Here is a 26,956-nt window from a genome sequence, read left to right as displayed (position 1 = left end):
CCTATAGTGATACTATTATCGTTGGCTATACAGGTATTGAATTTACAATTATCGATTGGGGTAAAATCACTGATTATGACCGCAATTTTGGTTCCGCTAATGTACTTTTATCTTGTTCCAAAGGTGCATCAATTGCTTGGCCGGCTTTAAATCAGCCAGATCCATCAGTTGCATACATTTTTTATTCGGCAGTTGTTCCTTGATTGATAAAATAAAAAAGTGACTCAGTCATGCTCGGAGGGCTTTCTCTGGGCAGGAGTGGCATCGGGCAGGCGCCGGTAGAGCAGGTCCCAGACCCCGTGCCCAAGGCGCTGGCCGCGGCGCTCAAACTTGGTTTGCGGGCGCCACGCAGGGCGCTCCACAGGGCCCCCACCAGCGGCGGTGTTTGTTAACCGGTGCGCCGCCTGCAGTACCGCCTGCATATGCTCGGCGTAACTCTGCCAGTCTGTGGCCATATGCAGTTGGCCACCGGTCTTGAGTTTGCTGCAGATCAGCTGCACAAATTCGGGCTGCACAATGCGGCGCTTATGGTGCTTTTTCTTGTGCCAGGGGTCGGGAAAATACAGTTGGAACCGGTCCAGGCTGTCATTGCGGATACAATCGTTTAAAACGTCCAGGGCATCGGCCATATACACGCGCAGATTCTTTACCCCGGTCTTGCCGGCGTTGTTGATCAACCTTCCAACGCCGGGCGGGTGTACTTCAATGCCGATAAAATCCTTTTCCGGCTCTGCCTGCGCCATCGCCAGCAGGGAATCTCCCATACCAAAGCCGATCTCCAGAACCAGCGGGGCCTCGCGGCCAAAAACCGCACGGACATTGAGTGGGCCATCGAACAGGGACAGTCCGTACTGGCTCCAGTAAGTATCGAAAGCCCGGCGCTGCCCCTCTGTAATACGCCCTGTACGCATCACATAGCTGCGAATGGACTTTTTTTTGTACTCAGTGCGGTAAGGAAACGCTTCTGCGAATGCCTCTCGCATGATTCACAACCTCTGATGCAAAACGATATTCACTGACCGGGGCGGTGCGGGCCATCGGCAGCTTACAGTGCGGGCAGCCGCCGGGAACTATCTGGAAAAGTTAACGGCAGCGACAAAAAGTGCTATCCATCCGGCAATCATCAGCACTCCCCCAAGCGGGGTTACCGGCCCCAGCCAGCGCGGTCCGCCAAGGGTGAGCGCATACAGACTGCCGGAAAAAAACACCATGCCAGCGACAAAAAACGCGCCACTCAGTAACAGCGACAAGCGCTCGCCCCGGCTCTGTATCAGCAGTGCAACGCCGAACAGGGCCAGGGTGTGGACCATCTGGTATTGCACCCCGGTCTTAAAGGCCTCCAGTAGGCTTTCCGCTACCTTGTCGCGCAGCCCGTGCGCCGCAAATGCGCCAAGTGCAACGCCACTGGCACCAAACAGGGCAGCGAGCAAAAGGTACAGTTTGGCCATCACCTGTCTCCTAACGATTGCCCTCCCCCAAAGGCTGGGGAGAGGGATAATTGCGCAAACAAAAAACCGCGCCACAGCGCGGTTTTCCATCCAACAGTCAATGCGTGGGGTCAAGCCTCCATTGCTGTGCGCACTTTTTTCATGGCGTTCTTTTCCAGTTGGCGGATACGCTCGGCGGAAACACCGTACTTCTCTGCCAAATCGTGCAGAGTGGACTTTTCCTCGCTCAGCCAGCGCGCCTGGAGAATATCGCGGCTGCGCTCATCCAGCTGCACCATGGCACTGTTCAGGCTGGTGAGGTTGGTGGCCTGCCAGTTGTCGCGCTCCAGTTGGGCCGCCGGATCGAAACTGCGGTCCTCCAAATAGTGCGCCGGCGCCTGCCAGGCAGTGTCATCGTCGTCATCGACACCGGCGTCAAAGGCGGCATCGTGTGCGGCCAGGCGCCCTTCCATTTCATACACCTGAGCTACGTCCACATTCAAGTCCTTGGCCACGGCTTTGGCTTCGTCATTGCTGAGCCAAGCCAGCCGCTTCTTCTGACCGCGCAGGTTGAAGAATAATTTGCGCTGCGCTTTGGTGGTAGCGATCTTTACGATGCGCCAGTTGCGCAGGATAAATTCATGGATTTCGGCCTTGATCCAGTGGACTGCAAAGGACACCAGGCGCACCCCTTTTTCCGGGTTAAAGCGCTTCACGGCCTTCATCAGTCCGACATTGCCCTCCTGCACCAGGTCGGCCTGGTTGAGGCCATAGCCGGAATAGGATTTGGCGATATGCACGACAAAACGCAGGTGTGACATCACCAGCTGGCGCGCTGCATCGAGATTTTCCCGATAGTAAAGGTCTTCTGCCAGGCGCTTTTCCTCTTCTGCGGACAGGACGTCAAAGCCACTGACCGTCTGGATATAAGCCCCCAGGTTGGCGCCCGGAGACAGCGTATGCACTGGCTGTAGGCTGGTTGCCATTCAAATTTCTCCTCTCATTATTCGTCGGCCGGTCCCACCGGCCGCTGCCGCCGGATACGGTATCCGCTGGCAAGCAGGGCCCAGTGTAGCATTTGCACCGGTGGATAAGAAAGCCCGCCACCACACGTCGTATGCGGGTGTATTGTGGACCATTAGAGAAGCGGCTGGCGCCACAGGTTCCCTGCGCCGGAGCGGCTTTACGCTTCTTGATCTGACCAAAAAGTCAGCACGGTTCTATCGCTCGGATATGCCGGCTGGCTGCCAGCCAGGCACCCAGCAATCCCAACAGGGCGGCACCGGCAGTCAGCCCCAGGAGGTCGCTGAGACCGGGGCCGGCCAGGGTGTAGTTGCTGTCGTAACTGGAGGCCAGCCCGGCAACCGGTCCCGACAACAGCAGCACGCCGGTGAGGAGCAACAGCCAGGCCAGCAGTCCACCGGCCAGGCCATAGCAGAGACCGCTGTAAAGGAAGGGGCGACGCACGAAGGTGTTGGTGCCGCCCACCAGCTTCACCACCCGTATCTCCTCGCGGCGGTTCTCGATATGCAGGCGAATGGTATTGATCACGATCAGCATCACCCCCAGTGACAACAGTACTGCGAGCCCCGCAGAGAGACGCTGCCCCAGTTGGGTCAGTTGGGTGAGGCGTTGCACCCAGGCCAGGTCCAGCACCACGGAATCGGTCAGTGCCTGCGCGCTCAGGGTTTCCACCAGCGCCCGCAGCTTATCGCTATTCTGTATATCTCGCGGACGCAGCAGCAGCACCGCCGGCAGCGGGTTGGCGTCGAGACCTGCCAGCACCTCACCGAACCCCGAGCCCCGCTCAAACTCGGCCAGGGCCGCCTCCGGGGAGATATAAGTTACCTCGGCAACGGCCGGGTTTTCGCGCAGTTTTTCGGCATAAGACCGCACTGCCTCCTCTTTTGCCCCTTTGTGCAGAAACATCGAGATTTGCGGCTGTCCATCCCAGCCGGCCACTGCACGCTGAAAGTTCAGCAAGCCCAGCTGCAAGGCAGCGGGCAGTGCCAGGGCGATAGCAATCACCAGAGCTGTCAAAGTGCTGGCCATGGGTGTGGCAAAGAAGCGGCGCAGGGATTCCACCGCCATCTCGCGGTGGTGGCAGAGCCAGCTGCGCCACAGGTCGCCAAATCCGGTGCGCGCAACCACGGCTCCAGAGCCGCGTGTGCGCTTTTCAGTGGCGGCTTTGTTGCGGCGCTGTATCTGCGCCGCCCTAGGTTGGGAGTACTTCACGGTTTGGAACCCCGTCGTAAATCAACTGGCCCTCCTGCAGAGTCAGCACCCGCTGGCACATCTGTGCGACCAGTTCCAGATCATGGCTGGCCACCAGCACAGTGACGCCCACAGCATTGAAATCAGCAAACAACTGCATGATTTCCCGCGAGAGCTGTGAGTCCAGATTGCCGGTGGGCTCGTCCGCCACTAGGATTGCCGGCTTATTTACCACAGCGCGGGCAATACCCACGCGCTGCTGCTCTCCCCCGGAGAGTACCATGGGGTTCTGCTTTTCCTTGTGCAGCAGCCCCACTTTATCCAGTGCGGCGCGCACCCGGCGGCCCACCTCGCGCCTGTTACAACCGGTGACGGCCAGGGGCAGGGCGATATTGTCGAAGACGCTGCGATCGGACAGCAATTGGTGGTTCTGGAACACAATCCCCAGATTTCGTCGATAATAGGGGATTTGGTGATTGCGCAGGCGGTTGAGGTTTTGCCCGGCCACCAGAATTGTACCCTTGGTGGGGCGCTCAATGGCGGTGAGCAGTCTGAGCAGGGTACTTTTACCGGCACCGGAATGCCCGGTGAGAAATACCATATCGCCGCGGGGGATTTCCAGGCTCACCCGCGCCAGGGCATCCTGCCCCGATGCGTAGCGCTTGTTCACATGGTCAAAGGTGATCACGGTTTTGCTACTCCCTGCAGGGGCGGGTAATCAAGCCGCATCGCCACTAAAAAGTGCCGAGACAAATTCACGGGCACGGAAGGGCTGCAGGTCTTCCGCCTGCTCGCCCACCCCAATAAAGCGCACGGGAATGCCGAAGTGCCGCGCCAGGGCAAAGATCACCCCGCCCTTGGCGGTGCCGTCCAGTTTTGTCAGTACCAGGCCGGTAACGCCCGCCGACTGGCGGAACTGGGTGGCCTGGTTGATGGCGTTCTGGCCGGTGCCGGCATCCAGCACCAGCAGGACCTCGTGGGGAGCACTGGGGTCCAGCTTGCCCATCACCCGACGCACCTTGGCCAGTTCCTCCATAAGATTGGATTTAGTGTGCAGACGCCCCGCGGTATCTGCAATCACCACATCGACACCGCGAGCCTGAGCCGATTGCACAGCATCGAATATAACAGAGGCGCTATCTGCACCGGTGTGCTGGGCAATCACTGGCACATGGTGGCGCTGCCCCCAGGCTTGCAGCTGCTCCACCGCAGCGGCGCGAAAGGTGTCGCCGGCGGCGAGCATGACGGATCTGCCCTCGTTGAGAAAGCGATGTGCCAGCTTGCCTATCGTGGTGGTTTTGCCAACACCGTTGACGCCGACCACCAGAATCACATAGGGCTTTTTGCCGGTATCTATCACAAGGGGGGCTTCAACGCTGTCGAGTAATTCAGTCAGTTCCTGCTGCAGTGCTTTGTAGAGTGCATCGCCATTGGCCAGTTCGCGGCGGGAGACCCGCTCGGTAAGACGCGCGACAATCTCACTGGTGGCCTCGACGCCCACATCTGCCATCAGCAATTGGGTTTCCAGCTCCTCCAGCAGATCTTCATCGATTTCCTTGGCGCCGAGAAACAGGTTGCCCATACCTTCGGCAAACTGACTGCTGGTGCGGCTGAGGCCCCGGCGAATACGCGCAAAAAATCCCTCTTTTTCTATTGGAGCCGGTTTTTCCTGCAGGGAGACTGTGGGACTGGACCGGGGCTCCGGTGCGGGAGACGGGCAGGTATCTGTGGCGGCTGCGGAAGCGGCGCTTTCCGGCTCCACGGCAACAGACGGCGGGGGTTCCGCCGGAACCGGTTCCTCCGTTGCCCTGTTCCGCTCCTCCTCGCAGGCCTCCTGCCCGGTTGTGGTGCGCGCTTTCCCGGACGCAGGGGGGGCTTTTATTGCCGACGGTTGCTTCTCGGGCAATGTCTCTTCGGGCACAGCGATGGCCTCTGCATGTCCCTCCCGGGGCTCGCCTTGTTCGGGTGTGCCCTTTTTCTTTTTGCGCAGGAAATCAAAGATCATTCTTATATCCGGATGTACCGCTTGCAGAAAGACGCTAATCTTAGCATCGCTAAGCCCCCAGCAGAGAGTGACCTTGGCCAGAAATTCATCGCACCGTTCAGCCCCGCCACCCCGCTCGCAGCTGCGCATCATCGGTGGACGGTGGCGCGGGCGCAAGTTGCAGTTCGCTGCGGTGGCGGGGCTGAGGCCCACCGGCGACCGGCTGCGCGAAACCCTGTTTAATTGGTTGCAATGTTACCTGCCCGGCACGCACTGCCTGGACCTGTTCGCGGGCTCGGGTGCCCTGGGGCTGGAGGCACTGTCCCGCGGCGCCACCTCGGTGGACTTTGTCGAGTTGAACACACAAGCGGTGCGCACCCTGAAAGAACAACTGCAATTAGTAGGGGCTTTCGGTGCCCAAGTGTACAACTGCAGTGCGCACGATTTCCTGGCGGGCACCAGTAAAAAGTACGATATCGTCTTTGTCGACCCACCATTTGCCGGTAATCTCTGGCAGGAGAGTTTCAATGCGCTGGAAAACCACCTCGCGCAAGAAGCGCTGGTCTATGTGGAGACACCACGCAATACCGCGCTCCCGATTCCACCACACTGGCAACTGGGCAGGGAGAAAGCCACCGGGCAAGTGTGTATGCGCCTATATCACTGCGCGCCATCCTGTTCTGCCGGTCCCTAGAGGGGCGGGGCGCACCCGCCAGGCGTATTCCTTTTTGAGCCTTAGCCGTAAATTGTTTACCATTCGCACCCTGTCCGGCCTGTATTAAGCCTTGGTCTATGAAAAAAGTCGTCTATCCCGGGACTTTCGATCCCATTACCAACGGCCATTTGGACCTCGTTGAACGGGCCTGCCGCCTGTTTGACCAGGTCATCGTCGCTGTGGCCGCCAGCAGTCGCAAGAATCCGCTTTTTACCCTGGATGAGCGCGTCGAACTCTCTCAGCAGGTACTCGGTCATCTGCCCAATGTGGAAGTGATCGGTTTCGATATCCTGCTCGCCGATCTGGTACATCAGGTCAATGCCTACGGTGTATTGCGCGGTCTGCGCGCCGTTTCCGATTTTGAGTACGAGTTCCAGCTGGCCAATATGAACCGCCAGCTGGCGCCCAATATGGAAAGCCTGTTTCTGACCCCGGCAGAGCATTTATCCTACATTTCCTCGTCCCTGGTCCGGGAAATTGCCTCTCTGGGTGGGGATGTGGCCAAATTTGTTCCGCCAACAGTTCAGACTGCGCTTGAGGAGAAATTCCGCTAACCCGGACTCAGGGGAATTTCTGATACACTCATGCGGGTTTTTCCACAGTCCGCGGAGTGTCTCGTGCGCCACCTTCTCTTCGCCTTCGCCGTTTTTCTGAATCCGGCCATTGCCGACGAGCCGCAACCGGAAATTGATACCGGTCGCAGCGCCATCAAATCCGCTACTGCCGGAACCTATATGGCCGTTACCGCCAACCCCTATGCCAGCCGCGCCGCTGAACAGATCCTTGCGCGCGGTGGTACCGCCGTAGATGCAGCCATCGCCGCACAGATGGTATTGGGACTGGTGGAACCGCAGTCATCGGGCATCGGCGGCGGCGCCTTTATGCTCAGCTACAACGCCGAACAGAAAAAACTCCGCTACTACGACGGGCGGGAGACAGCACCGGCAGCAGTCAACGAACACTATTTCATGCACGATGGCAAACCGCGCTCTTTTATGCAGGCAGTGATCGGCGGTTATTCCGTGGGTGTGCCCGGCGTGATCAGCATGCTGGCTCTGGCACATCGGCACGACGGCAAATTGCCCTGGGCGTCCCTGTTCCAGCCGGCGATCCAGTTGGCCGAATCTGGATTTGAAGTTTCCCCGCGATTGCACCAATTATTATTGAAATTACCCAGGGTGGCCGCCAGGCCCGCCATCACCCACTACTTCTTCAATAGTGACGGCGAGCCACTGCCGGTGGGGTACCGGCTGAAAAATCCGGAGTACGCGCAAACACTGCGGACCATCGCCAAGGGCGGTGCCGATGCCTTTTACCGGGGCGAGATCGCCGAGGCAATTGTACAGGCGGTACAGGACGACCCCATCAATCCGGGCCTGCTCAGCCTGGAGGATATGGCAAAATATCATGCAAAAGAACGACAGCCACTGTGCTTCCCGTTTCTCCAGTACCGCGTCTGCAGTGCCGATGCACCCTCCTCGGGCGGCGCCACCATGGGCGGTATCCTGGGTGTATTGCAGGCGTTCCCACTGCAAGACCTGGAAGCCGGCGGCGATCAGCTTACCCACCTGTTTGTCGAGGCATCAGAGCTGGCATTTGCCGACCGCAACACCTATGCCGCCGATCCCGATTTTGTCAGTGTACCCAGTACACTGTTGGTCTCCACCCACTACCTGAAAAGGCGCGCAGCGCTGATCGATCCGGACAGTGCCACCGTGGCCAAGCCCGGCAATCCCACCGGCCAACCCTCAAAGCGCGGTATGTCGCAATCGCCGGAAATGCCCAATACCAGCCATCTGGTTATTGTCGACCGTTACGGCGACGGGGTCAGTATGACCACCAGTATCGAAACCGGGTTTGGATCGCGTCTGTTTGTGAAGGGGTTCCTGCTGAATAACCAGTTGACCGACTTCTCCTTCACCCCAAAAAATACAGACGGGCTGTCGGTGGCCAACCGCATCCAGGCGCGCAAGCGGCCGCGTTCTTCCATGTCCCCTACGATCGTATTCAACCCCGATGGCAGCATGCGCCTGTTAGTGGGTTCGCCCGGTGGTTCCCGCATTATCGACTACACCGCGCGCACTATTCTCTATCACCTGGGACTGAACATGCCCATCGCTGACGCTATTGCCGCCGGTAACATCGCGGCTATCGGCCGGCGTGTGGAACTGGAGCCGGGGTTCTTCAGCGAGGATACCGTCGAGAAACTGCAGGCGCGTGGACACCGGGTTGTGGAGCGCAACCTCAACAGCGGCCTTCACGCGATCGCGCTAAAAGACAACAAGCTCTATGGCGGTGCTGACCCCCGCCGGGAGGGCAGCGCCCAAGGGCACTAACACCCTCTGGTTGTCCCTTGAGAGCCCTCCTGGCAATTTTTATCTGCCGGGAAAAGCGAGTGGCGGGCGCTGCCACTGTCGTGGACCAGCTTTCCCTTGTAATAGGTGCGCAGGACACGGGCCCTGTGGATTTCCTGCACAGGAATACGAAAGAGATTGCGGTCCAACACAATAAAGTCCGCCCATTTGCCCTTCTCCAAGCTGCCGGTTTCTGCTTCTAAGCCGTTGGCAAAGGCGCCGTTAATGGTAAAGGTCTCTATCATCGCTGCGAGTGGAATCCTGCGCCGAACGCCGGATTGTATACCGGCCAGTGGCGTGTCCGGCCCGCCCGGTAACCAGGCATAGCCGGATACCAGAGTCACCCCCTCGGGGAAAAAACGCCCGGCCCCGGACCTGTCGGGGCGAACAGGCTTTGACGGAATCTGCCCAGGGTGCAATACCGCCACAATGTTTTCCTGTGCAAACCGCTGTAATTCCCCGACACTGGTGATTGAGGCACCCAGAATGCTGTTGCGCTGATTTCGGTGCTCCGCGATCGCCCCTAACTGCAGCAGGACCGACAGGGCCCGCTCGGTGCTGGCCCGATCTCCCGCATACAGTTGTACCGGGAAACTTTGCCTGTTTGCCCGCTGAAGCAATCGGGTCATGCTATCAATCTCTACCGGCTTTACAGCCGCGTGCATGCCGGTGGAAGTTGCCTGATGCTCCAGTGCAGAAACACGCACCGAGCCTATCTGGAAATCTTCACTGGCATAGTGTTTTGCAAGCCCTTGCAACTCCTTTAGCTGTGCCTCGGTAATTTCCGAAGAAACGGTAAATGCGGTCCTTAGTCGCAGATCCAAAGGACTGAGCCCGGATAAGGTGTCCATATCCGCTAATTGTTCCCTATCGCTCCTTGGGGGTATCCCGACTTCATAAACCGTTGTCACTCCCTGACTTGGCACAAGTTTCTGGACCCGCAAAATAGCTTCCCGATAGTCTTTGGTGTGGCCTTCCGGTATCAACTTCTGCAAAAGTGCAGTTGCACCACGCCCTTGCAGTAAGCCGACAGCCATGCCATCTTCATCCTTCACAATCAAACCACCTTCGGGATTCTCTGTATCGTTATTGATACCTGCAGCCGCCAGCCCCTCAGAATTTGTCCAAATGCTGGCACTATCGGCAGAAAACAGGATGATCGGAATCAGGTCGTTGATCTGGTCCAGCATCTCTTTATGGGGCCTCCGTGAGGAAAAAACCTGCGGACGCCAACCCATGCCAACAATCACCTGTTGATTCGGATTTTCCGTGGTGAATCTTTCCACGCAACGACGATAATCCTCTATAGAGTTTCCAGAGAAAAGATTGATACCGGAGATTGCTCCCCGAATCGTTATACCCTGTATGAATCCCGGTAAAATAAACCCTCCATGCAGGTCTTCGATTTTCGTTTGTGGTCCGATATGGTTTTCTACTTTCCGGCCACTGCCAATGTAGATAATGCGTCCACCCCGGACAGCCATCGCCGAAGCGATGGAACGCTCCCTGTCCACAGTGTAAATATGCGCATTTTTAATCACCAGGTCGGCTGGGGCAGATATCGATACCCCCCCTGAGTCTGCCCGCTCACAGGAGAGCAAAAGAAAACCCGCTAAAACCCAGGCCAGGCGTATCATGTTATCTCCCCTTTCCCAGGTGAGAAGAATCTTTACCGGTATGAACTTGAGATTTCTATCGATAGCACAGCAATACACTCTGTACAGATTTTTTCGATATAAAAAATCAACTCACTCATTGATAGTTAAACAGCAATTTTCCCACCACTTACACTTCAACCATCAACAGAAAAATTATAGGAAGGGAAAGCACCTGGCGGTTAACCCGACAGCCGATTAGATTACCGGGCTCATTCACCGAGCCAGGGCCTGAACCAGTGATAACCAAAGGAGTGACTGGTGCAGGGGCCCGGGCCACACTCAAAAACAGTACTGATCAGGTTGATCAGAGCAATGGCGAAAAACGCCATTACGACACATTTCTCTGGGAAACTGAACCGGCGCAGGGTACCGTTTTGCCGGGCAAAGGCCAGCATCAGGGCAGTCCCGCTGTAGGCCAACAGGGCAAAGAAAGCAATAGCAGCCCAGGTATACAGGTGCAGGCCGAGAAAAGGACTGCCAAAGCCAGGATTACCCGGCAGGATATGCAGCAGTACTTGACGCGCAGCCACAGCCAGTCCGGCGAGGCTCGACAGTATGACCACTCCGTAGTGCATGGGGCACACACCGAAGCGCAAGTTTAATAACAGGCCGATACCCACCATAGTAAATGCGACACGCTGCAGCAGGCACAGGGGGCAGGGCAGTTGGTGCAGGAATACCTCCACGGCAATGGCAAACCACAACGCGATGGTGACGGCCAGCAGGGTCAGGGTATCGAGTCTTCGCACTGTACACGCCATGCCACCACCGCTCCTAGAAGGAGAGGTCCAATACCTCGGTCATGTGATAAGCACACCAGGCGATATAAATCAGCAAGGTCGCCAGCCACCAGCCGATCACCGCACACCGGCGGCCTTTCCATAGAAACCAGATGGCTATCAGAACCGTGAGGAAAGGCAACAGCATTACCACGGGCTATCTCCGCAGCCGGCACTCCTGTTGATAGTAGTATTGCCGATCCCGGCTGTCTGCGCAGGGGCTGGCCAGTCAGCGCTGGCAACGGGTGCAGAAAAAAGTGTTGCGCTGCCCCAAAACCCTGTCGCTCAGGGGGCGGGTGCAGGTTGGGCAGGGCGCCCCCGCACGGCCATAGACATTGAGTTCCTGGGCGAAGTAACCCGGTTTTCCATCCCCCCCGATGAAGTCCCTCAGGGTAGTTCCTCCCCGGGTGATTGCCCGCTGCAACACCTGCTTGATCGCCTCCGCGAGGCGCCCATAGCGGGCCTTGGAGATAGAACCCGCCTCCCGGTCCGGGCGGATACCGGCAAGAAACAGGGATTCACTGGCGTAGATATTGCCGACACCCACAACAATATGCCCATCCATAATGAGTGTTTTCACCGGCTGCCGGCGCTTGCGGGAGACCGAGAACAGATAGTCCTCGTTAAATTTGCCAGAGAGTGGCTCCGGACCCAGGTGTCTGAGCAGTTTGTGGGTGAGGGGGTCGCCGGAAGTCCACAGCAGCGCACCAAAGCGGCGCGGGTCCCGGTAGCGCAGTAACCAGCCACTGTCGAGCCACCAGTCGATATGATCGTGTTTTTCAGGCTCAGTGTCGGCCTCCACCATACGCAGGCTGCCGGACATCCCCAGGTGCCAGATGGCACAGCCCGTATCCGTGTACACTAGCAGATACTTGGCACGACGTGTCAGGCGATGTATCCGGGCACCGCGGATATGGCGTACAAAATCTGGCCCCACCGGCCAGCGCAGGTGGGGCTGGCGCACCTCGGCAGAGCGTATCCGGCAGCCCTCCAGGTGGGACTGCAGACCCAAACGCGTGGTTTCTACTTCCGGCAGTTCTGGCATTGTCTGATTTTGCGGACCCTCAAGGCCGCCGCACCGAATCCGCAGATACAAAAAACCCGGTGGCTCGCCGGGCTTTTTACAGGCTAAGCAAGTGGCAGTCACTTGATTTTGCCTTCCTTGTACATAACATGCTTGCGTACAACGGGATCGTACTTTTTGATCTCCATTTTCTCAGGCATGTTGCGTTTGTTCTTGGTAGTCGTATAGAAGTGGCCGGTACCGGCACTGGAATTCAGGCGGATCTTCTCGCGCATTGCTCTCTCTCCAATCGGTTTGCTGGGCTACAGCCGTTACACTTTCTCGCCGCGGGTACGCAGCTCCGTCAGAACAGCGTCGATCCCTTTCTTGTCGATAACACGCATGCCCTTTGCAGATACACGCAGTTTCACGAAGCGCTTCTCGGATTCCACCCAGAAACGATGGCTGTGCAGGTTTGGCACAAAGCGGCGCTTGGTGCGATTCTTGGCGTGGGATACATTGTTTCCGGTGACCGGTCGTTTACCGGTTACCTGACATACCTTAGACATCTGTTGGCCTCTTCAATACGCTTGTACCCACAGATCCCCCCTGAAGAGGAAGGCGCTGCGGGATTCTAATCCGGTTCCTGGATGGCGGCGGAACCTGTTCAGAATCCGGCCCGGCCGCAAAGAGCGGCGTTTTATACCAAAAGAGCCCGGAGGGGGCAAGTTTTGTACAGCCTGTCAATACCGCTTGGCAGCCACGCTCTACAGCAGCCCCTGTTCGGCAAAGGACAGCGCCTCGCCCTCGCCGATAATCATATGGTCGAGCACCGGGATATCGAACAGCTGCAGTGCCTGAACCAGGCGCTCGGTAATCCAGATATCCGCCTGGCTGGGCTCACAGGAACCGGACGGATGATTGTGCGCCAAAATTACCGCTGCAGCATCCCGGTAGAGTGCGGCCTGTACCACCTCGCGGGGATACACATTCGCGGCGTTGAGCGTCCCTTCAAACAGCTCTTCAAAGGCAATGACCCGGCGTCGGTTATTCAGATAGAGACAGCAGAAAACCTCGCGGCGGCGATGGCGCAGCTGCATGGCCAGATAATCCCGCAGTGCCGCAGGGCTACCCAGGGCACTGCCCAGCTGGACGGTCTCTGCCAGGTGCCGCCGCGCCATTTCCAGCGCCGCCTGCAACTGGGCAAACTTGGCATTGCCCAGTCCCCGTGCTCGGCAGAACCGGTCCCGGTCCACCTCCAGCAGCGCACGCAAGCCGCCAAATTCACTCAGCAGCCTGCGTGCCATATCCACCGCTGAAACCCCCGGCAATCCCACGCGCAGAAAAATGGCCAGTAGCTCCGCATCCGATAGTGCCCCGGCACCTCGCGCCAACAGCTTTTCCCTCGGCCTCTCAGCCTCGGGCCAATCCTTGATTTTCACCTTTGCCCCCCGACCTTTCCACCACAGCGCCTCATTCCCCGCCACTAGCCGCATTTCAGTGAATGCCTGAACCCCGTCTTATATGAACAGAGGCATCAATGCTAATCTTACCTCCTTGTAGCAATTCGGGAACTGCACCTATGTCCTCCCTGGCCGACAAACACATAGTCCTGGGTATCAGCGGCGGTATCGCCGCCTACAAGAGTGCCGACCTGGTGCGCCGCCTCAGGGAGCGCGGTGCCGCGGTGAGGGTGGTCATGAGTGCCGGAGCCCGTGAATTTGTGCAACCGCTGACCTATCAGGCCCTGTCCGGCAATCCGGTGCACACCGATCTGCTGGATCCGGCAGCGGAGGCGGCCATGGGGCATATAGAATTGGCCAGATGGGCCGAACTGACCCTCATCGCCCCCGCCAGCGCCCAGGTCATGGCCAAGCTTGCCTGTGGCATGGCGGATGACCTGCTCACCACCCTGTGTCTGGCCAGCGAGTCGCCGCTGGCGCTGGCGCCCGCCATGAACCAGGCCATGTGGCGCCACCCCGCCACTGTGGCCAATGCGCAAACCCTGCGCAAGCGTGGTGTGCTGTTCTGGGGCCCGGCGGGCGGCAGCCAGGCCTGCGGCGATGTGGGACCCGGGCGTATGCTGGAGCCGGAGGAACTGGCACAACAGGCAGAGTGCCTGTACACCAGCAGCGACTGCCTGAACGGAAAAAAAGTGGTGGTCACCTCAGGTCCCACCCGTGAAGCCCTGGACCCGGTCCGCTACCTCAGCAATCACAGCTCCGGTAAAATGGGTTTTGCCCTCGCCGCGGCGGCCCGGCGGGCCGGCGCACAGGTGACACTGATCTCGGGACCTGTGAATCTCAGTACCCCGGCACAGGTAAAGCGCATCGATGTTGTCGATGCCCGGGAAATGCGCGATGCCGCCGAGCGCGCGGCCGATCTCTGCGATATTTTTATCGGCGCTGCTGCAGTAGCGGATTTTCGCCCGGCAACCGCAGCCGGGCAAAAACTTAAAAAAAAGCAGGACTGTCACGACGAGAGCTCGATAGCCCTGGTAAAAAATCCCGATATCATCGCGGGCATCGCAGCGCGCACCACACGGCGCCCCTTCACCGTGGGTTTCGCTGCGGAAACCCAGCGGGTGACGCAGTATGCGCAAAGCAAGCTGCAGCGCAAAAACCTCGATATGATTATTGCCAATGATGTCAGCCGTGCAGACGGCGGTTTTGACAGCGATAAAAACGCGGTCACAGTCATAGACCGCGATGGCTGTCAAACTTTGCCTCTGACGTTAAAGACCAGTCTGGCCAAACAATTAATAGAAATCATCGCGGCCAAAGCACAACATCAGTAACCGTTACAACAGGAAAATTCGTGGTTTCTAACAACAAAGACCATCGACGTGTGCGCCTGCACAAGGGACTGCTCTTGCCATCACTACTGGCCGCTGCCACCTGGCTTGGCGGTGCCTATTTACTGATGGAATACGTTGTGGATCCCTACAACCAGAACCAGGTAAGGCAGGAGGCACAACAACAGGGAGAAACGTTTGCCCAGATAGTTCAGCAACAGTTGAGCGAGCGCTCTCGACGCCTGCAAGCAGTCCGCGCTGCAGAAATACCGGCTTTCACACAGCTGAAAACTGCGCAACTACTCGAGGGGTCTTCTGTACAGGTTTTTACTGAGCAACAGATTCAAGTGGGTGCAGGTGCAAATCCAACCCTTAATTTCGCCCTGGTGGACCTGCTCAAACGCGGCCAAACCGAATCGCTGCCACCCTTGGAAATACTGCGTACCGGCAAGGACAACAGCTGGCAGCTGCACAATGTGCTGAATCTGCAGGGAGCGCAGCTACTGATCTCCCAGCCTTTCGCCATCCTGGAAAATGCCCTGAACAAACTCGACAGGAGCCAGGGGCAAATCCAGCTGATTCAGAAATTTCCCGATGCACCGGCACAGATACTGTGGCGCGGTGGTCAGGGAGCGGGGCATGCCACTAGGGTCAATCTTCAGGACAGCTATCTGCGTGTTCAGTTTAGTCCCTCAGACAGCTTCACACATCGGCACAGTCTGCCGGCACTCTGGATTTATCTCGGTGCCGGCGCAGGCACACTGATTTCTCTGGTATTACTGGTGGCGTTCCTCCCCAAGGGGACCAAAGCGCCCTGGGAGCGCAGGGACAATGGTACAAAAGGTGGAACGGGAACATCCGTGCCGGCTGAGGATGTCTTACAGGAGGAGAGTGCGATGCCCCAGGGCCTCGCTTCAGCACCGAGTATTGTTGCAGATGTCTCACGGCAAGACGGGGAAAACAACACAGCCGGCAAACAACCTGCAGTGGCGATGGACCGTTCCGGGCTGAACCCGGGCATCAACTGTCCACAACATGTGTTTCGTGCCTACGATATTCGCGGTATTGCCGGCGAGGAAATCAATGAGCCTTTCGCCTACCAACTGGGGCGCGCCCTGGGAACCCTGGCACAACACGCTGGCGAATCTATTCTGCTGGTCGGACGCGACGGCCGCAATAGCAGTGAACTGCTGGGCAACTGCCTGATGGAAGGTATTCTCGACAGTGGTTGCAATAGTATTAACCTGGGGCTAATACCCTCGCCCCTACTTTATTACGCCTGCGCAAAGGGAAAAAATACCAACAGTGGCGTTATAGTAACTGCGAGTCACAATCCCGCAGAGGACAATGGATTTAAAATCGTCCTGAAAGGGCGCCCACTGGCCGAGGAAAAACTACAGGGGCTGTATCAACTGATGCAGAAAGGTCCTTTCAAGCAGGGTGAGGGCAGTAATCGTGCACAGGAAATCAAAGACAAATACATTGACGAGATTCTGAATAATGTCGCCCTTGCAGGGCAGCCACATCTGGTTGTGGATGCCGGTAACGGTGCTGCTTCCGTTCTGGCGCCGCGACTGTTTGAGCAACTGGGCTGTGCCGTGACCCCTATTTTTTGTGAAGTGGATGGTAATTTTCCCAATCATCCGCCGGACCCTTCCCAGCCGGAAAATCTGCAGGCCCTGATCGACAAGGTGGCAGAATGCGGTGCTGATCTCGGTGTCGCGCTCGATGGTGATGGCGATAGGGTTACCCTGGTCTCACGCAGTGGGCGCATCGCCTGGGCAGATCAGTTGGTAATGCTGTTGGCGCGGGATATTCTCGGTCGCCACCCCGGGGAGCCTATCGTTTTCGATGTAAAAAGCAGCCGCAGCCTTGCGCAACTGGTCAGCCAGTATGGCGGCCGCCCGGTGATGTGGAAAACCGGCCACGCACCAATAAAAACCAAAATGCTGGAAACCAAAGCCATTCTGGGCGGCGAGCTGTCGGGACATATTTTCATCAGGGATCGCTGGTTTGGATTTGACGACGGTATGTATGCGGCCGCGCGCATACTGGAGATTATGGCCCTGCGCGAACAGACACTCGATGAGCTTTTGGATTCACTGCCAAGAATGGAGAGCACCCCGGAAATTTTGCTGCCAGTAGAGGAGCGGGAGAAGTTCTCCCTTGTCGATCAACTGCGCGAACGGGGAGACTTTGCCAAGGCAGATATCAATACCATTGACGGTCTGCGTATCGAGTTTCCCGATGGTTGGGGATTGGTGCGCGCCTCCAACACCACCAGTGCGCTGACACTGCGTTTTGAAGCGGAAAATGCCCAAGCCCTGGAGCGTATTCGCACGGAAGTGATGGACCAGCTGAGGAGGATCGCGCCTGCGATCACAGTGCCCAACTGGCAGCTTGTGGATTAGCGCGTTCGGCTTGATTGCACATTCATTGCGGCAGATGCTGATGCCGCTGCTGATCCCTGGTCAGCGCTTTCACCAACATATACCCCGGTTATCTGCCCGGTACCCCCGGCAGGCCCGATGGCAACACCCACCCGGGCCTGCTTCATCAGAAAGGAATGGTCATGTCCCTCGATAAGAAGTCCGCTCTGCTTGTCGCCCAGGTTTTAAATGAAGCGCTGCCCTATATCCAGCGATTTACCAACAAAACCATCGTGGTGAAATTCGGCGGCAACGCCATGGTGGATTGGGAACTGCAAAATAGTTTCGCGCGCAACATTATCTTAATGAAATTGGTGGGTATCAACCCGGTGGTGGTACACGGTGGCGGTCCGCAAATTGGCCAACTGCTGCACAAACTGAATATTGAATCCCGCTTTGTGGATGGAATGCGAGTCACTGACAGTGAGACCATGAATGTGGTGGAGATGGTGTTGGGCGGTACCGTCAACAAACAAATTGTCAACCTGATTAACCATAATGGCGGCCGCGCCGTGGGTGTAACCGGTAAAGACGGCCTCCTCTTAGAGGCCCGCAAGTTGACCAGAAAAAATGAAAATGCCGGCCTGCACGCCTCTGAGATTATCGATATCGGTCAGGTCGGGGAGGTGAAAAAGGTCAACATCGATGTCATCAACATGCTTATCAACGGTGATTTCATTCCGGTCATAGCCCCGATTGGTGTGGACAGAAATGGCATCTCATATAACATAAACGCAGATCTGGTGGCCGGTAAAATTGCCGAGTGTCTAAAAGCCGAGAAATTGATGCTGCTCACCAACGTGGCGGGCTTGAAAGACAAACAGGGAAAAGTCCTCACCGGCCTGGCCAGTCCACAGGTGCAGAGCCTGATTGACGATGGCACTATTTACGGCGGTATGCTTCCCAAGATTGCCTGCGCCCTGGATGCCATCAAAGCCGGGGTTAACTCAGCCCACATTATCGATGGGCGCATCCCAAATGCAGTATTGCTGGAAATTTTCACAGATAGCGGCGTAGGCACATTGATCACCAACAGCCACACGCAAACTGAGTGCAGATAACGCCTTGGCAATTGAACACAGCCCAACGAATCGGTAGGATTCCGCCACCGCAACGCTACAGCGATAAAAACAAGGTCACCGTCCACCCTCAAGCGGACAAAAGGCAATCAATGAGCAGTGAAAAAATTACTCGGCGGCAACAAATTCTGGAAGCCCTGGCTCATATGCTGGAAGCCAGTCCCGGCGCACGTATCACAACTGCAGCCCTGGCCAGGGAGGTCGGTTTCTCCGAAGCGGCACTCTATCGCCACTTCCCTAGCAAATCGAAAATGTTTGAGGGCCTTATTGAATTCATCGAAGAGGCGATTTTTAGTCGCGTCGCGCTGATTCTGCGGGAGGAGCCCTCGGCCCTGAACCGCTGCCAGAAAATTCTGCACCTTCTTCTGGCCTTCTGTGAACGCAATCCGGGCATTACCCGACTGCTCACTGGCGATGCCCTAACGGGTGAGACCGAGCGGCTGCACGGGCGTATTCTACAGTTATTCGACCGCCTGGAAACACAGATTCGGCAGATCCTGCGAGAGGCGGAACTGCGCGAGTACCTGCGCCCAGTGCTGCCCCTGGGCGGCGCGGCCAACCTGCTGCTGGCCAGTGCCGAGGGACGTATCGTGCAGTATGTGCGCAGCGGCTTTAAACGCAAACCCACCGAGTATTGGGAGGAACAGTGGCCGGTTCTGACCTCGGGATTCTTTCGTGAAGCCGTGGTCCCGGTCAGGTAGCGGGGCACAGGAAAACTCTCGATGAGTCACCCTGCAACCAAACAGGCCGCGGGCAAAAACCCCAGGAACACGCAGCGGAAGGATTGCCCGGCTAGGATCGGGTTGTGAGTTCGGTGTAACGGGCAACCGCCTTGTCGAATTCCGCACCGATAGAGCGGGCTTCCTCCGTACGTTGGCTGATGCGCTCGCGCAAGACCGATACCTCCATCTGTAAATCGGCGATTCGCCGCAGAAGCTCGGGTGCCACTTCACGGCCACCGCGCTGGGTGCGCGCCGCTGCCGCTTCCTCTTCGGCGATCTGGCGGACGAGGCTGGCAATATTCGAGCGCATGATGGCCATATCCTGCTCCACAATGGCCAGCTTACGCGTCCGCGCACTCTCAATATCGGCAATGCTGTTGTAGCGCTTTAATAGCTTGCGGTCCGCTGCCTGCTGAGCCTCCTGCTGGCGCTTCGCCGCGTATTCCTCAGGGCTCAACTGCGGGGGCACCACCTCGAGCACACGGCCAGTGGGGGTGAGGATCTCATACCCTTTGGCAACATACTTGGGTGGGACCACCTCATTGAGCACCACAATGCCCCGTGCATCGGTATAGCGATAGAGCACCCGGTCACCGGCACCGCTCGCGGCATTTGTCAGGGCGGACAACAACAGAGCGGCAACTGGTAAATATACCGCGGGAGCGACTCGCATCGCACTTCTCACTGAATAGTTCGGCCCGCCACAGAGATTCTGTCTTATTGATCTGAAACGCCGTAACGCTGCCGATAGTCCACAATTTTTTGCAGGGTCTCGCTGTCTTGCGATTCCTGCTCTAGATAACTGATCACATTGTCCAGCTGCACGATGCTGATCACCGGGATATTGTACTGTCTCTCCACTTGCTGAATAGCGGAGAATTCACATTCCTCACTCGCTCTTTCCTGGCGGTTCAGTCCGATCACCACACCGGCGGCCCTGGCTCCGTGGGCTGCGATGATTTGCACTACTTCACGCACTGCAGTACCTGCGGTAATCACATCATCGACAATCAAAACCTTGCCAACCAGCGGCGCACCCACTATGGTTCCACCCTCGCCGTGATCCTTGGCTTCCTTGCGGTTGAAGCAGAAGGGCTTGTCGATGCCCCTCTGCGCCAGCGCCACGGCGGTCACCGCACCCAGCGGGATACCCTTGTAAGCTGGCCCGAAAATGACATCAAAATCTACTTCCGAAGCGATAACCGCCTCGGCGTAGGCGTGTCCGAGTGCCGCCAGCGCTGCACCGGTATGAAAGTGCCCGGCATTGAAGAAATAGGGGCTCTGACGGCCTGATTTCAGGGTGAAGTCACCGAAACGCAACACCCGGTGATCGAGGGCCAGTTGGATAAAATCGCGCTGATACTGCTGCATGGAAAATTGTTAACTATTGGCTAAGGTGAAGGGAGACTGCCCCGTGGCAATCCCGGGGACAGGCACACACATAATGTTTCTAATGATACACAGTCCGCTGGTAAGGGGCTAATAATGCGAATAGTAAGCTTGTCGGTAGACGGCGTGCACCAGGCCGCACAACGCGGCCTCTACGAGTGGCTGGCGGAGCAGGACGCAGACATTATCTGTCTACAGGACCTGCGCGCCCTCGAGCCCCAACTGGACCATCCTGTCTTTCATCCCGATGGCTATTACAGCTACTTCTTCGACTCGGGAACACCCCACGAAAATGGGGTGGCCATCTACACCCGCAGCCAGCCCAAAGCCATTATCTTCGGTATGGGCTTTGCCAGTGGCGAGGACATGTACGGACGCTATTTACAGGCGGACTTCGAGCGCCTGAGTGTCGGCTCGCTGCTCGCCCCCACAGCCACCGGCGAGGCAACCCTGGAGAAAAAGGTACAGTTCTTCGACGATATGCAGGCGCACCTGCACAAGGTCAGCCGCAAACGCCGCGACTTTATCTTCTGTGGCAACTGGGGTATGGCACATCGCCGCGCCGATGTGCAAAACTGGCAGGACCATCAGGATACCCCGGGGTTTATGCGCCATGAACAGCGCTGGCTGGACCAGTTGTTCAATGAAATCGGCTATGCCGATGCTTTCCGCCGGGTGGTTAAAGACACCGATGAGTTCACCTGGTGGCCCAGTGGCACTCTCGGCGAGGGCGATGGCTGGCGCACCGATATGCAGATCGTTTCACACGGACTGAAAAATCGCATCGAATACGGCGCCATCAACAAGAATGTCAATTTCTCCAGCCACCTGCCGGTAACTATGGATTATGACCTCGAGGTGTAACTAGCGGCGGGCCCGGGCAGTATCGCACTCCGGGAGAATGCGCGCCCCGGCAGAGACTGCCAGGCCAGGCAGCCGGAAGTCTGCTGAATTTCAGTCGCCACGCGCTTCCAAAGCCTCTTTCTGCAGGGCAATCAATTCGTCAATTCCCGCCTTGCCCAAACCCAGCATCTGGGCAAACTGCTTTTCAGAAAAGGGCGCGCCCTCGGCGGTTCCCTGCACCTCAATCATGCCGCCGTCTGCCGCCATCACCAGGTTCATATCAGTATCGGCGCTACTGTCCTCGGGATAATCCAGGTCCAGCACCGGCTGCCCCGCATAGATACCCACGGATACCGCCGCAACCAGATTTAACAGCGGGTCTTCGCTGAGCAGCTTCTCCCGCTGCATATGGCGCAGGGCATCCACCAGCGCTACGCAGGCGCCGGTAATTGCCGCTGTACGCGTACCACCATCGGCCTGAATGACATCACAATCAAGAGTAATCTGGTTTTCACCGAGTTTCTCCAGATCTACAGCCGCCCGCAGAGAGCGACCAATCAGGCGCTGAATCTCCACTGTGCGGCCACTTTGTTTACCCTTGGCTGCCTCCCTGGGCATACGTGTACCGGTGGAGCGCGGCAGCATACCGTACTCCGCCGTGATCCAGCCACTGCCCCGCCCGCGTAAAAACCGCGGCACTTCACTTGAGACAGAGGCATTGCACAGCACTTTGGTGCCGCCGAACGCCACCAGCACAGAACCCTCAGCGTGACGGGTATAGTTGCGGGTAATCTTGATGGGACGCAGTTGCGCCGGTGCACGGCCACTGGGTCGCTGCATAACTCACCTCGATCTATTGCATGGAAGCCCTGCATTATATACCCCCCATGGGCATCCGGACGCTGTGCTATGATGTCGGGCTGACAAAACGCCTGCAGAGGATCCGCGATGGCCGATAACCGAGAACAAAACAGCGTGCGCAGCATGACTGCTTTCGGGCGCGCCGAGGCCATTTTCGAATCAGGAATTGCCATCTGGGAGTTGCGTTCGGTAAACCACCGCTACCTGGAACCCAACTTCCGCCTTCCCGAGGCCGCGCGCGCGCTGGAGGCCAAGCTGCGCGATATTTTGCGCAAAAACCTGTCCCGCGGCAAAATCGAACTTACTCTGACTCTCAAAACCAACAGTGGGGAAACTGTCGGGCTGGAGGTCAACCAGGCATTGGCGCAGGCGCTGTTACAGGCCGCCAAACAGGTGGCTGCGGGCGAGGACACCCTGCCGCTCAACCCCTTGCAGATTCTCCAGTGGCCTGGTGTGATCGGTGAGCCGGAAACCGATCCCGAGCGACAGTCCGCCACTGTTCTGCAGGCTTTTCGCGAAGCCCTGCAACAGCTTTTGGCAAATCGGGAGCGCGAAGGGGCAGAGCTGGCCAATTTTATTGAAACCCGCCTGGTGGGAATCGAGGAACAAATCTCCCAGGTGCGCGAGCTGCTTCCACAAATCCTGGAGGCGCAACGGGAAAAGCTGCGTAGCCGACTAGAGGAATTCTCACTGGATCTGGACAAAGAGCGCCTGGAACAGGAAATTGTACTTCTGGCTCAAAAAGCGGATGTGGATGAAGAGCTGGGCCGGCTGGATGCACACACCACCGAGACACGCCGAGTGCTCTCTGGTGGTGGTGCCATAGGTCGACGACTGGATTTCCTGATGCAGGAGTTCAATCGCGAGGCCAACACCCTGTCTGCAAAATCCATTGTAACGAGTACCACCCAGGCTGCGGTGGAATTGAAGGTCCTCATTGAGCAGATGCGGGAGCAGGTGCAAAATATCGAGTAAGTTCCGAACACCTCCCTAGCCTTCCTTTAAGCCCTTAAAAATAAGCGTTTTCTTTGTTCTTCCTTCCTGTAACGTCCGGCCATATTGGGTAGTATCCGCTGCCGTTTGGGTAGTAAATTGGGTAGTATTTCAAAGATTTCAATATTTTGATAAATTGTACTACCCAATTTTATGGAATGGGCGTAAACCTCACACTAACAGTACGGGGAGGATGCCAATAAAGCAGAGGCTACTTTATGGGACAGCTAACAGCTAAGACAGTACAGGCAATCATCAAGTCGAACACGCCGGGGCGGTTTGGTGACGGTGGGGGGCTGTACCTTATGATCCCTAATAGGGGGGTTCCGTACTGGATGCTCAGATACACGGCGAACCAAAAGCGTAGATCTATGACGCTTGGTAAAGTGGCGCATGTAAAGCTAGCTGAAGCCCGGGGTCAGGCCGAAGAGTTGAAGCAAAAGATCAGACAGGGTGTTGACCCATTGGTCGAAAGAAGGCAAGACCAGCAGATCAAGACTGTAGACGATCTGTTTAATGACTGGTACCTGAGTCTACAAAAAAGACTGAAGCACCCAAGCATACCCAAACGGATTTACACTAAGGATGTAGCGCCCGACATAGGCCAGTTGAAACTTACGGCTATTTCACCGGTGGATATACGCGCCGCTGTTCAAAAAATAGCCACCAGTGGCCGCCCCACCATTGCCAACGATGCCTTGCTGTACTGCAAGCAATTGTTTAACCACGCTATAAAACTGGATCTCTTATCCAGTAATCCCGCCGCCCCTTTCAGGGTTGCTGACGCGGGCGGCGTTGAGCGAAGTAGAGACAGAACCCTAAGCGTGACCGAAATTAAAAAAGTGTTTAGTGTTTTTCGTAAACACGTCGACAGCTTTACCAGAGACAACTATCTGGCTTGTGCATTGCTTCTGGCGCTTGGTGTGCGCAAAGGTGAACTAATAGAATCCAAGTGGTCAGAATTTGATTTGGATAAGGCTGTGTGGGCACTGCCAGCAGAAAGGAGTAAATCCGGTGTTGCTATCGTTATCCCTTTGCCAGCGCAAGCTATAACTTGGTTGAATGAATTACAGGTTCGTGCCTGTGGCTCTGAATATGTCTTCCCCAATCGCAGATCCAGTAAAAAGCCACACATGGGCAGTGATACCCTAAATCGCGCCATTTCAAAACTGTTTGGACGTGAAGCAGGCAAAAAGAAACAGCCGCCTAATGTTATGGGAGACTTGGGACACTTCACAGTACACGACTTTCGTCGCACATGCCGTAGCCTTCTCGCCTCAAACGGTATTCCTGGCCATGTCGCGGAACGCTGCCTAAATCATAAACTAAAAGGGGTTGAAGGCATTTATGATCGGCATGATTACTTTGAAGAACGGAAAGAAGCGTTAGCCAAAATAGCGAATATTTTAAGCCCAATAATAGACGACCTCCCCAACGCAATCCCCATCCAGATAGGCCAGACCGCGTAAGTGGCAGCTTGTGGCTATGTGTAAAAAGCACATATCCCTGCCGGGCTAATAACAGAAAACATTTAACTTTAAAAAGTTGTATTCTGTAATGCCTATAGATTATGCTGCAATGGCTAGAGGCGATTCTATACTCTGTACTTAATTTAATAAATTTTAAAGAAAATAAGACATGAAGTCACCAACTTTAATTGGTACAGTAACTGCGTTTTTAATCATTTTTTCATCTCAACAGGCATCTTCTGATGAGAGTTCGCAAGGAGGCAAGGAGACAGAAACTATTCTTAATCTCCAGAAAGAGGTTTTAACTTTACAAAGACAAATTGATTTTCTTATCTCCCCAATAAAAAGCCGATTGGATCTGGAAAATTACTTAGCTAATAATTTAGTAGAAAATACACCTCTAGGAAGATTGCCAACTGCTGAGAGAGAGATTTTTATCAATAGCCTGGTGTTTAGCGAAAGGGGTCTGGCTGGCTTTAATTTTGGTGTATTGGAATATGGCCCAACCGCGACAGAAGTATTTAACATACTGAAACTATTTGGAGCCCAATCATTAATCTCAAATATAGAAAACATGCATGTTGCATCGGATGAGGATATGCCCATAATTTCTCAGGGCACGCTTAATCAGCTATTCGTTGATTATAAAGACTATGTTTGCATATCTAGAGCAACTTGTAAAAAAGCAACAGACCATATATGCACAGACAATTGCTATCGCCCGGAATAACCAAATTCTAAGTTGTAATTAGGCGCGTATTTACACCAAATCTCATCTTCAAGCTTTTATTTTTGAGGTGAGGTTTGGTGTAGGGCGTATAAGGTAATCCATATCTTGAGAGCCAAACCATAGGCTATGGCTATAGCAATGAAAAAAAATATATACGGCTTTGCAATCATAATAATATTTTTTATGGGGACTTTTGCTAGTTTGGCAACCGAGAGTTCATATATAAAGAACAGCTATAATAAGCCACAAGAAATCTATTCTAACCGTAAGGCTTCTGAAATTGAACTAATCAATAGGGAGGCGGAAAAGCTATACGCAGCAGAGTTAAAGCCAATCATATCCGATCTTGCTAAGGCGAATCTAGGCGCTTCTAGTTTGGAGTACTTGTTTCAAGCCACAAAAGTGTTAATTTTTTATAATCCTCAAATAAAGTATGTAGAAGACATGCAAAAGATATTAAACTATCTCGACTTAAAGAAAATCATAAAAAAACCTCATTACGTCGAATTGCAAGAAGCATATATTGCTACTCGTCAGTTCGACAAGGCTAGCAGTATGGTTGAAAAACAAAAATTAGATTACTTGCAAGAGATACCTAAAATTACTACAGAGGTGGGTCTGTTAGATGATCAACCCACTATTTTAGTGCCTGAGAACTCCCATTTGATACACAGGGCCTTTAATATTCCAAAAAAAGGCCCGTATATTTTAGTTATTTCAAACCCTTTGTGTGGTTTTTCGGCTCGGGCAGCCGAGTATATTAGTAAGGATAAGCGCTTGAGAGAGGTATTCTCTAATTATTCACTCTGGCTATCTCCCCCAAGCGGGGATCTGCAACTTGAATCTTACCAGAATTGGAAAAAATCCTATCCAAAACTGGCAGTTGGCTTGATGCATAATACCCCACCTTGGCCTAAATTAGATACTAGTCAAACTCCGGTGTTTTATTTTTTTCTCGACGGAAATCTATATCAATCATTAATCGGTTGGCCCAGAGACGGAGCACATATAAAAGCGTTAAATGGGGCTTTGGTTGATATAGGTTTGTTAAAAAATTGAGTTAAGCTAAGCCGACGCTGTCGGACGATGATTGATAACCGGTATTGTACCCCTGCTGAAACGGTGCTTGCTCGCTAAGTAAAAAGCTAATGGCGATTAAAACAATAACTTATCGAAAATATTGGCTTTTATTTCCTCATTTAATGCCCAATGTACTCCCCGTTTGGTAAATGTCTAAGTGTTTCCGTCAAATCGTGAGCCAGGCGCCCGGTGATGTCTTTCTTCAAAGCGCCGAGTAATGCTTTTTGTGTAATATGTTTGCTTTGCAACGCGGCTAATACAGTCACGTCTACTGAATCGGTGACGGCTAAGTGATGAATGAACACTGGCTTTGTTTGTAAGCGATCAAGTAACCTCGCCCTTTGGTTCATTCGGCAGGTCTGCTTCCGTTGCGCTCTGAAGATTCCATGGCAACAGGGCTTCAATTTCTCCGACGGTCTGTGCTCGCGGTAAT

At 55.4% G+C, this 26,956-nt stretch carries 29 protein-coding genes; 12 read left to right on the top strand and 17 right to left on the bottom strand.

The annotated features are described in order from the left end of the window. Nucleotides 1-224: 224 nt before the first annotated feature. The 6 genes from trmB to ftsY all read right to left on the bottom strand — a co-directional run bounded on the left by trmB (nucleotide 225) and on the right by ftsY (nucleotide 5,403). Nucleotides 225-983 (bottom strand): tRNA (guanosine(46)-N7)-methyltransferase TrmB, encoded by a 759-nt coding sequence (trmB, locus tag Q5Y71_RS12260; protein ID WP_306042423.1) that lies wholly within the window; start codon nucleotides 981-983, stop codon nucleotides 225-227. An 87-nt stretch (nucleotides 984-1,070) separates the two neighbouring features. Continuing rightward, nucleotides 1,071-1,448 carry a DUF423 domain-containing protein gene (locus tag Q5Y71_RS12255; RefSeq protein WP_306042422.1) on the bottom strand — a complete coding sequence of 126 codons (378 nt, stop codon included), beginning with the start codon at nucleotides 1,446-1,448 and terminating at the stop codon, nucleotides 1,071-1,073. 110 nt (nucleotides 1,449-1,558) lie between these two features. Further along, nucleotides 1,559-2,413, bottom strand: a complete 855-nt coding sequence (gene rpoH, locus Q5Y71_RS12250; RefSeq protein ID WP_306042421.1) for an RNA polymerase sigma factor RpoH — start codon at nucleotides 2,411-2,413, stop codon at nucleotides 1,559-1,561. Nucleotides 2,414-2,636: 223 nt separating this feature from the next. Continuing rightward, nucleotides 2,637-3,662: a permease-like cell division protein FtsX gene (gene ftsX, locus Q5Y71_RS12245; protein WP_306042420.1), complete on the bottom strand. Its 1,026-nt coding sequence runs from the start codon at nucleotides 3,660-3,662 to the stop codon at nucleotides 2,637-2,639. Next, nucleotides 3,643-4,329 carry a cell division ATP-binding protein FtsE gene (gene ftsE, locus Q5Y71_RS12240; protein WP_301415641.1) on the bottom strand — a complete coding sequence of 229 codons (687 nt, stop codon included), beginning with the start codon at nucleotides 4,327-4,329 and terminating at the stop codon, nucleotides 3,643-3,645. Before ftsE ends, ftsX begins: the two co-directional genes overlap by 20 nt. A gap of 30 nt (nucleotides 4,330-4,359) precedes the next feature. Beyond that, complete coding sequence (gene ftsY / locus Q5Y71_RS12235) at nucleotides 4,360-5,403, bottom strand: signal recognition particle-docking protein FtsY (protein ID WP_371877041.1); 1,044 nt, start codon at nucleotides 5,401-5,403, stop codon at nucleotides 4,360-4,362. A gap of 310 nt (nucleotides 5,404-5,713) precedes the next feature. Between ftsY and rsmD the strand changes: the two genes are divergently transcribed. The 3 genes from rsmD to ggt all read left to right on the top strand — a co-directional run bounded on the left by rsmD (nucleotide 5,714) and on the right by ggt (nucleotide 8,676). Then, nucleotides 5,714-6,319, top strand: coding sequence for a 16S rRNA (guanine(966)-N(2))-methyltransferase RsmD (rsmD, locus tag Q5Y71_RS12230; RefSeq protein ID WP_371877039.1), 606 nt, complete (start codon nucleotides 5,714-5,716; stop codon nucleotides 6,317-6,319). A gap of 98 nt (nucleotides 6,320-6,417) precedes the next feature. Next, nucleotides 6,418-6,894 carry a pantetheine-phosphate adenylyltransferase gene (coaD, locus tag Q5Y71_RS12225; protein ID WP_301415639.1) on the top strand — a complete coding sequence of 159 codons (477 nt, stop codon included), beginning with the start codon at nucleotides 6,418-6,420 and terminating at the stop codon, nucleotides 6,892-6,894. Between the two features lie 63 nt (nucleotides 6,895-6,957). Continuing rightward, entirely contained in the window at nucleotides 6,958-8,676 is a 1,719-nt protein-coding gene (ggt, locus tag Q5Y71_RS12220; RefSeq protein ID WP_306042419.1) for a gamma-glutamyltransferase, read from the top strand. Here the strand turns inward: ggt and Q5Y71_RS12215 are convergent. From Q5Y71_RS12215 to radC, 7 genes are all read right to left on the bottom strand, one after another. Next, a complete protein-coding gene (locus Q5Y71_RS12215) occupies nucleotides 8,673-10,331 on the bottom strand; it encodes an amidohydrolase (RefSeq protein WP_306042418.1) in 1,659 nt (552 codons plus the stop codon). The genes ggt and Q5Y71_RS12215 overlap by 4 nt on opposite strands. A gap of 230 nt (nucleotides 10,332-10,561) precedes the next feature. Beyond that, nucleotides 10,562-11,101 (bottom strand): disulfide bond formation protein B, encoded by a 540-nt coding sequence (locus Q5Y71_RS12210; RefSeq protein WP_306042417.1) that lies wholly within the window; start codon nucleotides 11,099-11,101, stop codon nucleotides 10,562-10,564. 25 nt (nucleotides 11,102-11,126) lie between these two features. Beyond that, on the bottom strand, nucleotides 11,127-11,279 hold the full coding sequence (locus Q5Y71_RS12205; RefSeq protein WP_306042431.1) for a DUF5993 family protein: 153 nt from the start codon (nucleotides 11,277-11,279) through the stop codon (nucleotides 11,127-11,129). 81 nt (nucleotides 11,280-11,360) lie between these two features. Then, on the bottom strand, nucleotides 11,361-12,176 hold the full coding sequence (gene mutM, locus Q5Y71_RS12200) for a bifunctional DNA-formamidopyrimidine glycosylase/DNA-(apurinic or apyrimidinic site) lyase (protein WP_306042416.1): 816 nt from the start codon (nucleotides 12,174-12,176) through the stop codon (nucleotides 11,361-11,363). A gap of 98 nt (nucleotides 12,177-12,274) precedes the next feature. Beyond that, a complete protein-coding gene (gene rpmG, locus Q5Y71_RS12195) occupies nucleotides 12,275-12,430 on the bottom strand; it encodes a 50S ribosomal protein L33 (protein ID WP_020413983.1) in 156 nt (51 codons plus the stop codon). A 36-nt stretch (nucleotides 12,431-12,466) separates the two neighbouring features. Then, nucleotides 12,467-12,703 carry a 50S ribosomal protein L28 gene (rpmB, locus tag Q5Y71_RS12190; protein WP_226644147.1) on the bottom strand — a complete coding sequence of 79 codons (237 nt, stop codon included), beginning with the start codon at nucleotides 12,701-12,703 and terminating at the stop codon, nucleotides 12,467-12,469. A 198-nt stretch (nucleotides 12,704-12,901) separates the two neighbouring features. Then, nucleotides 12,902-13,576 (bottom strand): DNA repair protein RadC, encoded by a 675-nt coding sequence (gene radC, locus Q5Y71_RS12185; protein ID WP_306042415.1) that lies wholly within the window; start codon nucleotides 13,574-13,576, stop codon nucleotides 12,902-12,904. Nucleotides 13,577-13,716: 140 nt separating this feature from the next. Here radC and coaBC point away from each other — a divergent pair, with 140 nt between their 5' ends. From coaBC to slmA, 4 genes are all read left to right on the top strand, one after another. Then, nucleotides 13,717-14,931, top strand: coding sequence for a bifunctional phosphopantothenoylcysteine decarboxylase/phosphopantothenate--cysteine ligase CoaBC (gene coaBC, locus Q5Y71_RS12180; RefSeq protein WP_306042414.1), 1,215 nt, complete (start codon nucleotides 13,717-13,719; stop codon nucleotides 14,929-14,931). 20 nt (nucleotides 14,932-14,951) lie between these two features. Then, complete coding sequence (locus Q5Y71_RS12175) at nucleotides 14,952-17,339, top strand: phosphomannomutase/phosphoglucomutase (RefSeq protein ID WP_306042413.1); 2,388 nt, start codon at nucleotides 14,952-14,954, stop codon at nucleotides 17,337-17,339. Between the two features lie 161 nt (nucleotides 17,340-17,500). After that, nucleotides 17,501-18,418: an acetylglutamate kinase gene (gene argB, locus Q5Y71_RS12170; protein ID WP_306042412.1), complete on the top strand. Its 918-nt coding sequence runs from the start codon at nucleotides 17,501-17,503 to the stop codon at nucleotides 18,416-18,418. Nucleotides 18,419-18,528: 110 nt separating this feature from the next. Next, a complete protein-coding gene (gene slmA, locus Q5Y71_RS12165) occupies nucleotides 18,529-19,137 on the top strand; it encodes a nucleoid occlusion factor SlmA (RefSeq protein ID WP_301415630.1) in 609 nt (202 codons plus the stop codon). Nucleotides 19,138-19,228: 91 nt separating this feature from the next. Here slmA and Q5Y71_RS12160 read toward each other — a convergent pair whose 3' ends face one another. Continuing rightward, nucleotides 19,229-19,831, bottom strand: a complete 603-nt coding sequence (locus tag Q5Y71_RS12160; RefSeq protein ID WP_306042411.1) for a hypothetical protein — start codon at nucleotides 19,829-19,831, stop codon at nucleotides 19,229-19,231. A 44-nt stretch (nucleotides 19,832-19,875) separates the two neighbouring features. Beyond that, nucleotides 19,876-20,529 carry an orotate phosphoribosyltransferase gene (pyrE, locus tag Q5Y71_RS12155; RefSeq protein ID WP_301415628.1) on the bottom strand — a complete coding sequence of 218 codons (654 nt, stop codon included), beginning with the start codon at nucleotides 20,527-20,529 and terminating at the stop codon, nucleotides 19,876-19,878. 114 nt (nucleotides 20,530-20,643) lie between these two features. On the opposite strand from pyrE, the gene Q5Y71_RS12150 reads away from it, so the two are divergent. Then, complete coding sequence (locus tag Q5Y71_RS12150) at nucleotides 20,644-21,411, top strand: exodeoxyribonuclease III (RefSeq protein ID WP_301415627.1); 768 nt, start codon at nucleotides 20,644-20,646, stop codon at nucleotides 21,409-21,411. A 90-nt stretch (nucleotides 21,412-21,501) separates the two neighbouring features. Here Q5Y71_RS12150 and rph read toward each other — a convergent pair whose 3' ends face one another. After that, complete coding sequence (gene rph / locus Q5Y71_RS12145) at nucleotides 21,502-22,230, bottom strand: ribonuclease PH (RefSeq protein ID WP_306042410.1); 729 nt, start codon at nucleotides 22,228-22,230, stop codon at nucleotides 21,502-21,504. A 108-nt stretch (nucleotides 22,231-22,338) separates the two neighbouring features. Between rph and Q5Y71_RS12140 the strand changes: the two genes are divergently transcribed. The 4 genes from Q5Y71_RS12140 (at nucleotide 22,339) to Q5Y71_RS12125 (ending at nucleotide 26,502) form a co-directional block, all read left to right on the top strand. Further along, a complete protein-coding gene (locus Q5Y71_RS12140; RefSeq protein ID WP_306042409.1) occupies nucleotides 22,339-23,226 on the top strand; it encodes a YicC/YloC family endoribonuclease in 888 nt (295 codons plus the stop codon). Nucleotides 23,227-23,462: 236 nt separating this feature from the next. Further along, entirely contained in the window at nucleotides 23,463-24,713 is a 1,251-nt protein-coding gene (locus Q5Y71_RS12135; RefSeq protein ID WP_306042408.1) for a site-specific integrase, read from the top strand. 169 nt (nucleotides 24,714-24,882) lie between these two features. Continuing rightward, nucleotides 24,883-25,443: a hypothetical protein gene (locus Q5Y71_RS12130; protein WP_306042407.1), complete on the top strand. Its 561-nt coding sequence runs from the start codon at nucleotides 24,883-24,885 to the stop codon at nucleotides 25,441-25,443. 138 nt (nucleotides 25,444-25,581) lie between these two features. Further along, entirely contained in the window at nucleotides 25,582-26,502 is a 921-nt protein-coding gene (locus Q5Y71_RS12125; protein ID WP_306042406.1) for a hypothetical protein, read from the top strand. 140 nt (nucleotides 26,503-26,642) lie between these two features. Here Q5Y71_RS12125 and Q5Y71_RS12120 read toward each other — a convergent pair. Continuing rightward, a partial coding sequence (locus Q5Y71_RS12120) for a hypothetical protein (protein ID WP_306042405.1) occupies nucleotides 26,643-26,956 on the bottom strand: 314 nt, incomplete at its 5' end.

The sequence above is a fragment of the Microbulbifer sp. 2205BS26-8 genome, assembly GCF_030731025.1.
Lineage (GTDB): Bacteria > Pseudomonadota > Gammaproteobacteria > Pseudomonadales > Cellvibrionaceae > Microbulbifer > Microbulbifer spongiae.
Note: the sequence above shows the minus strand (reverse complement) of the source record. Positions and strands in the feature narration are given on the sequence as shown.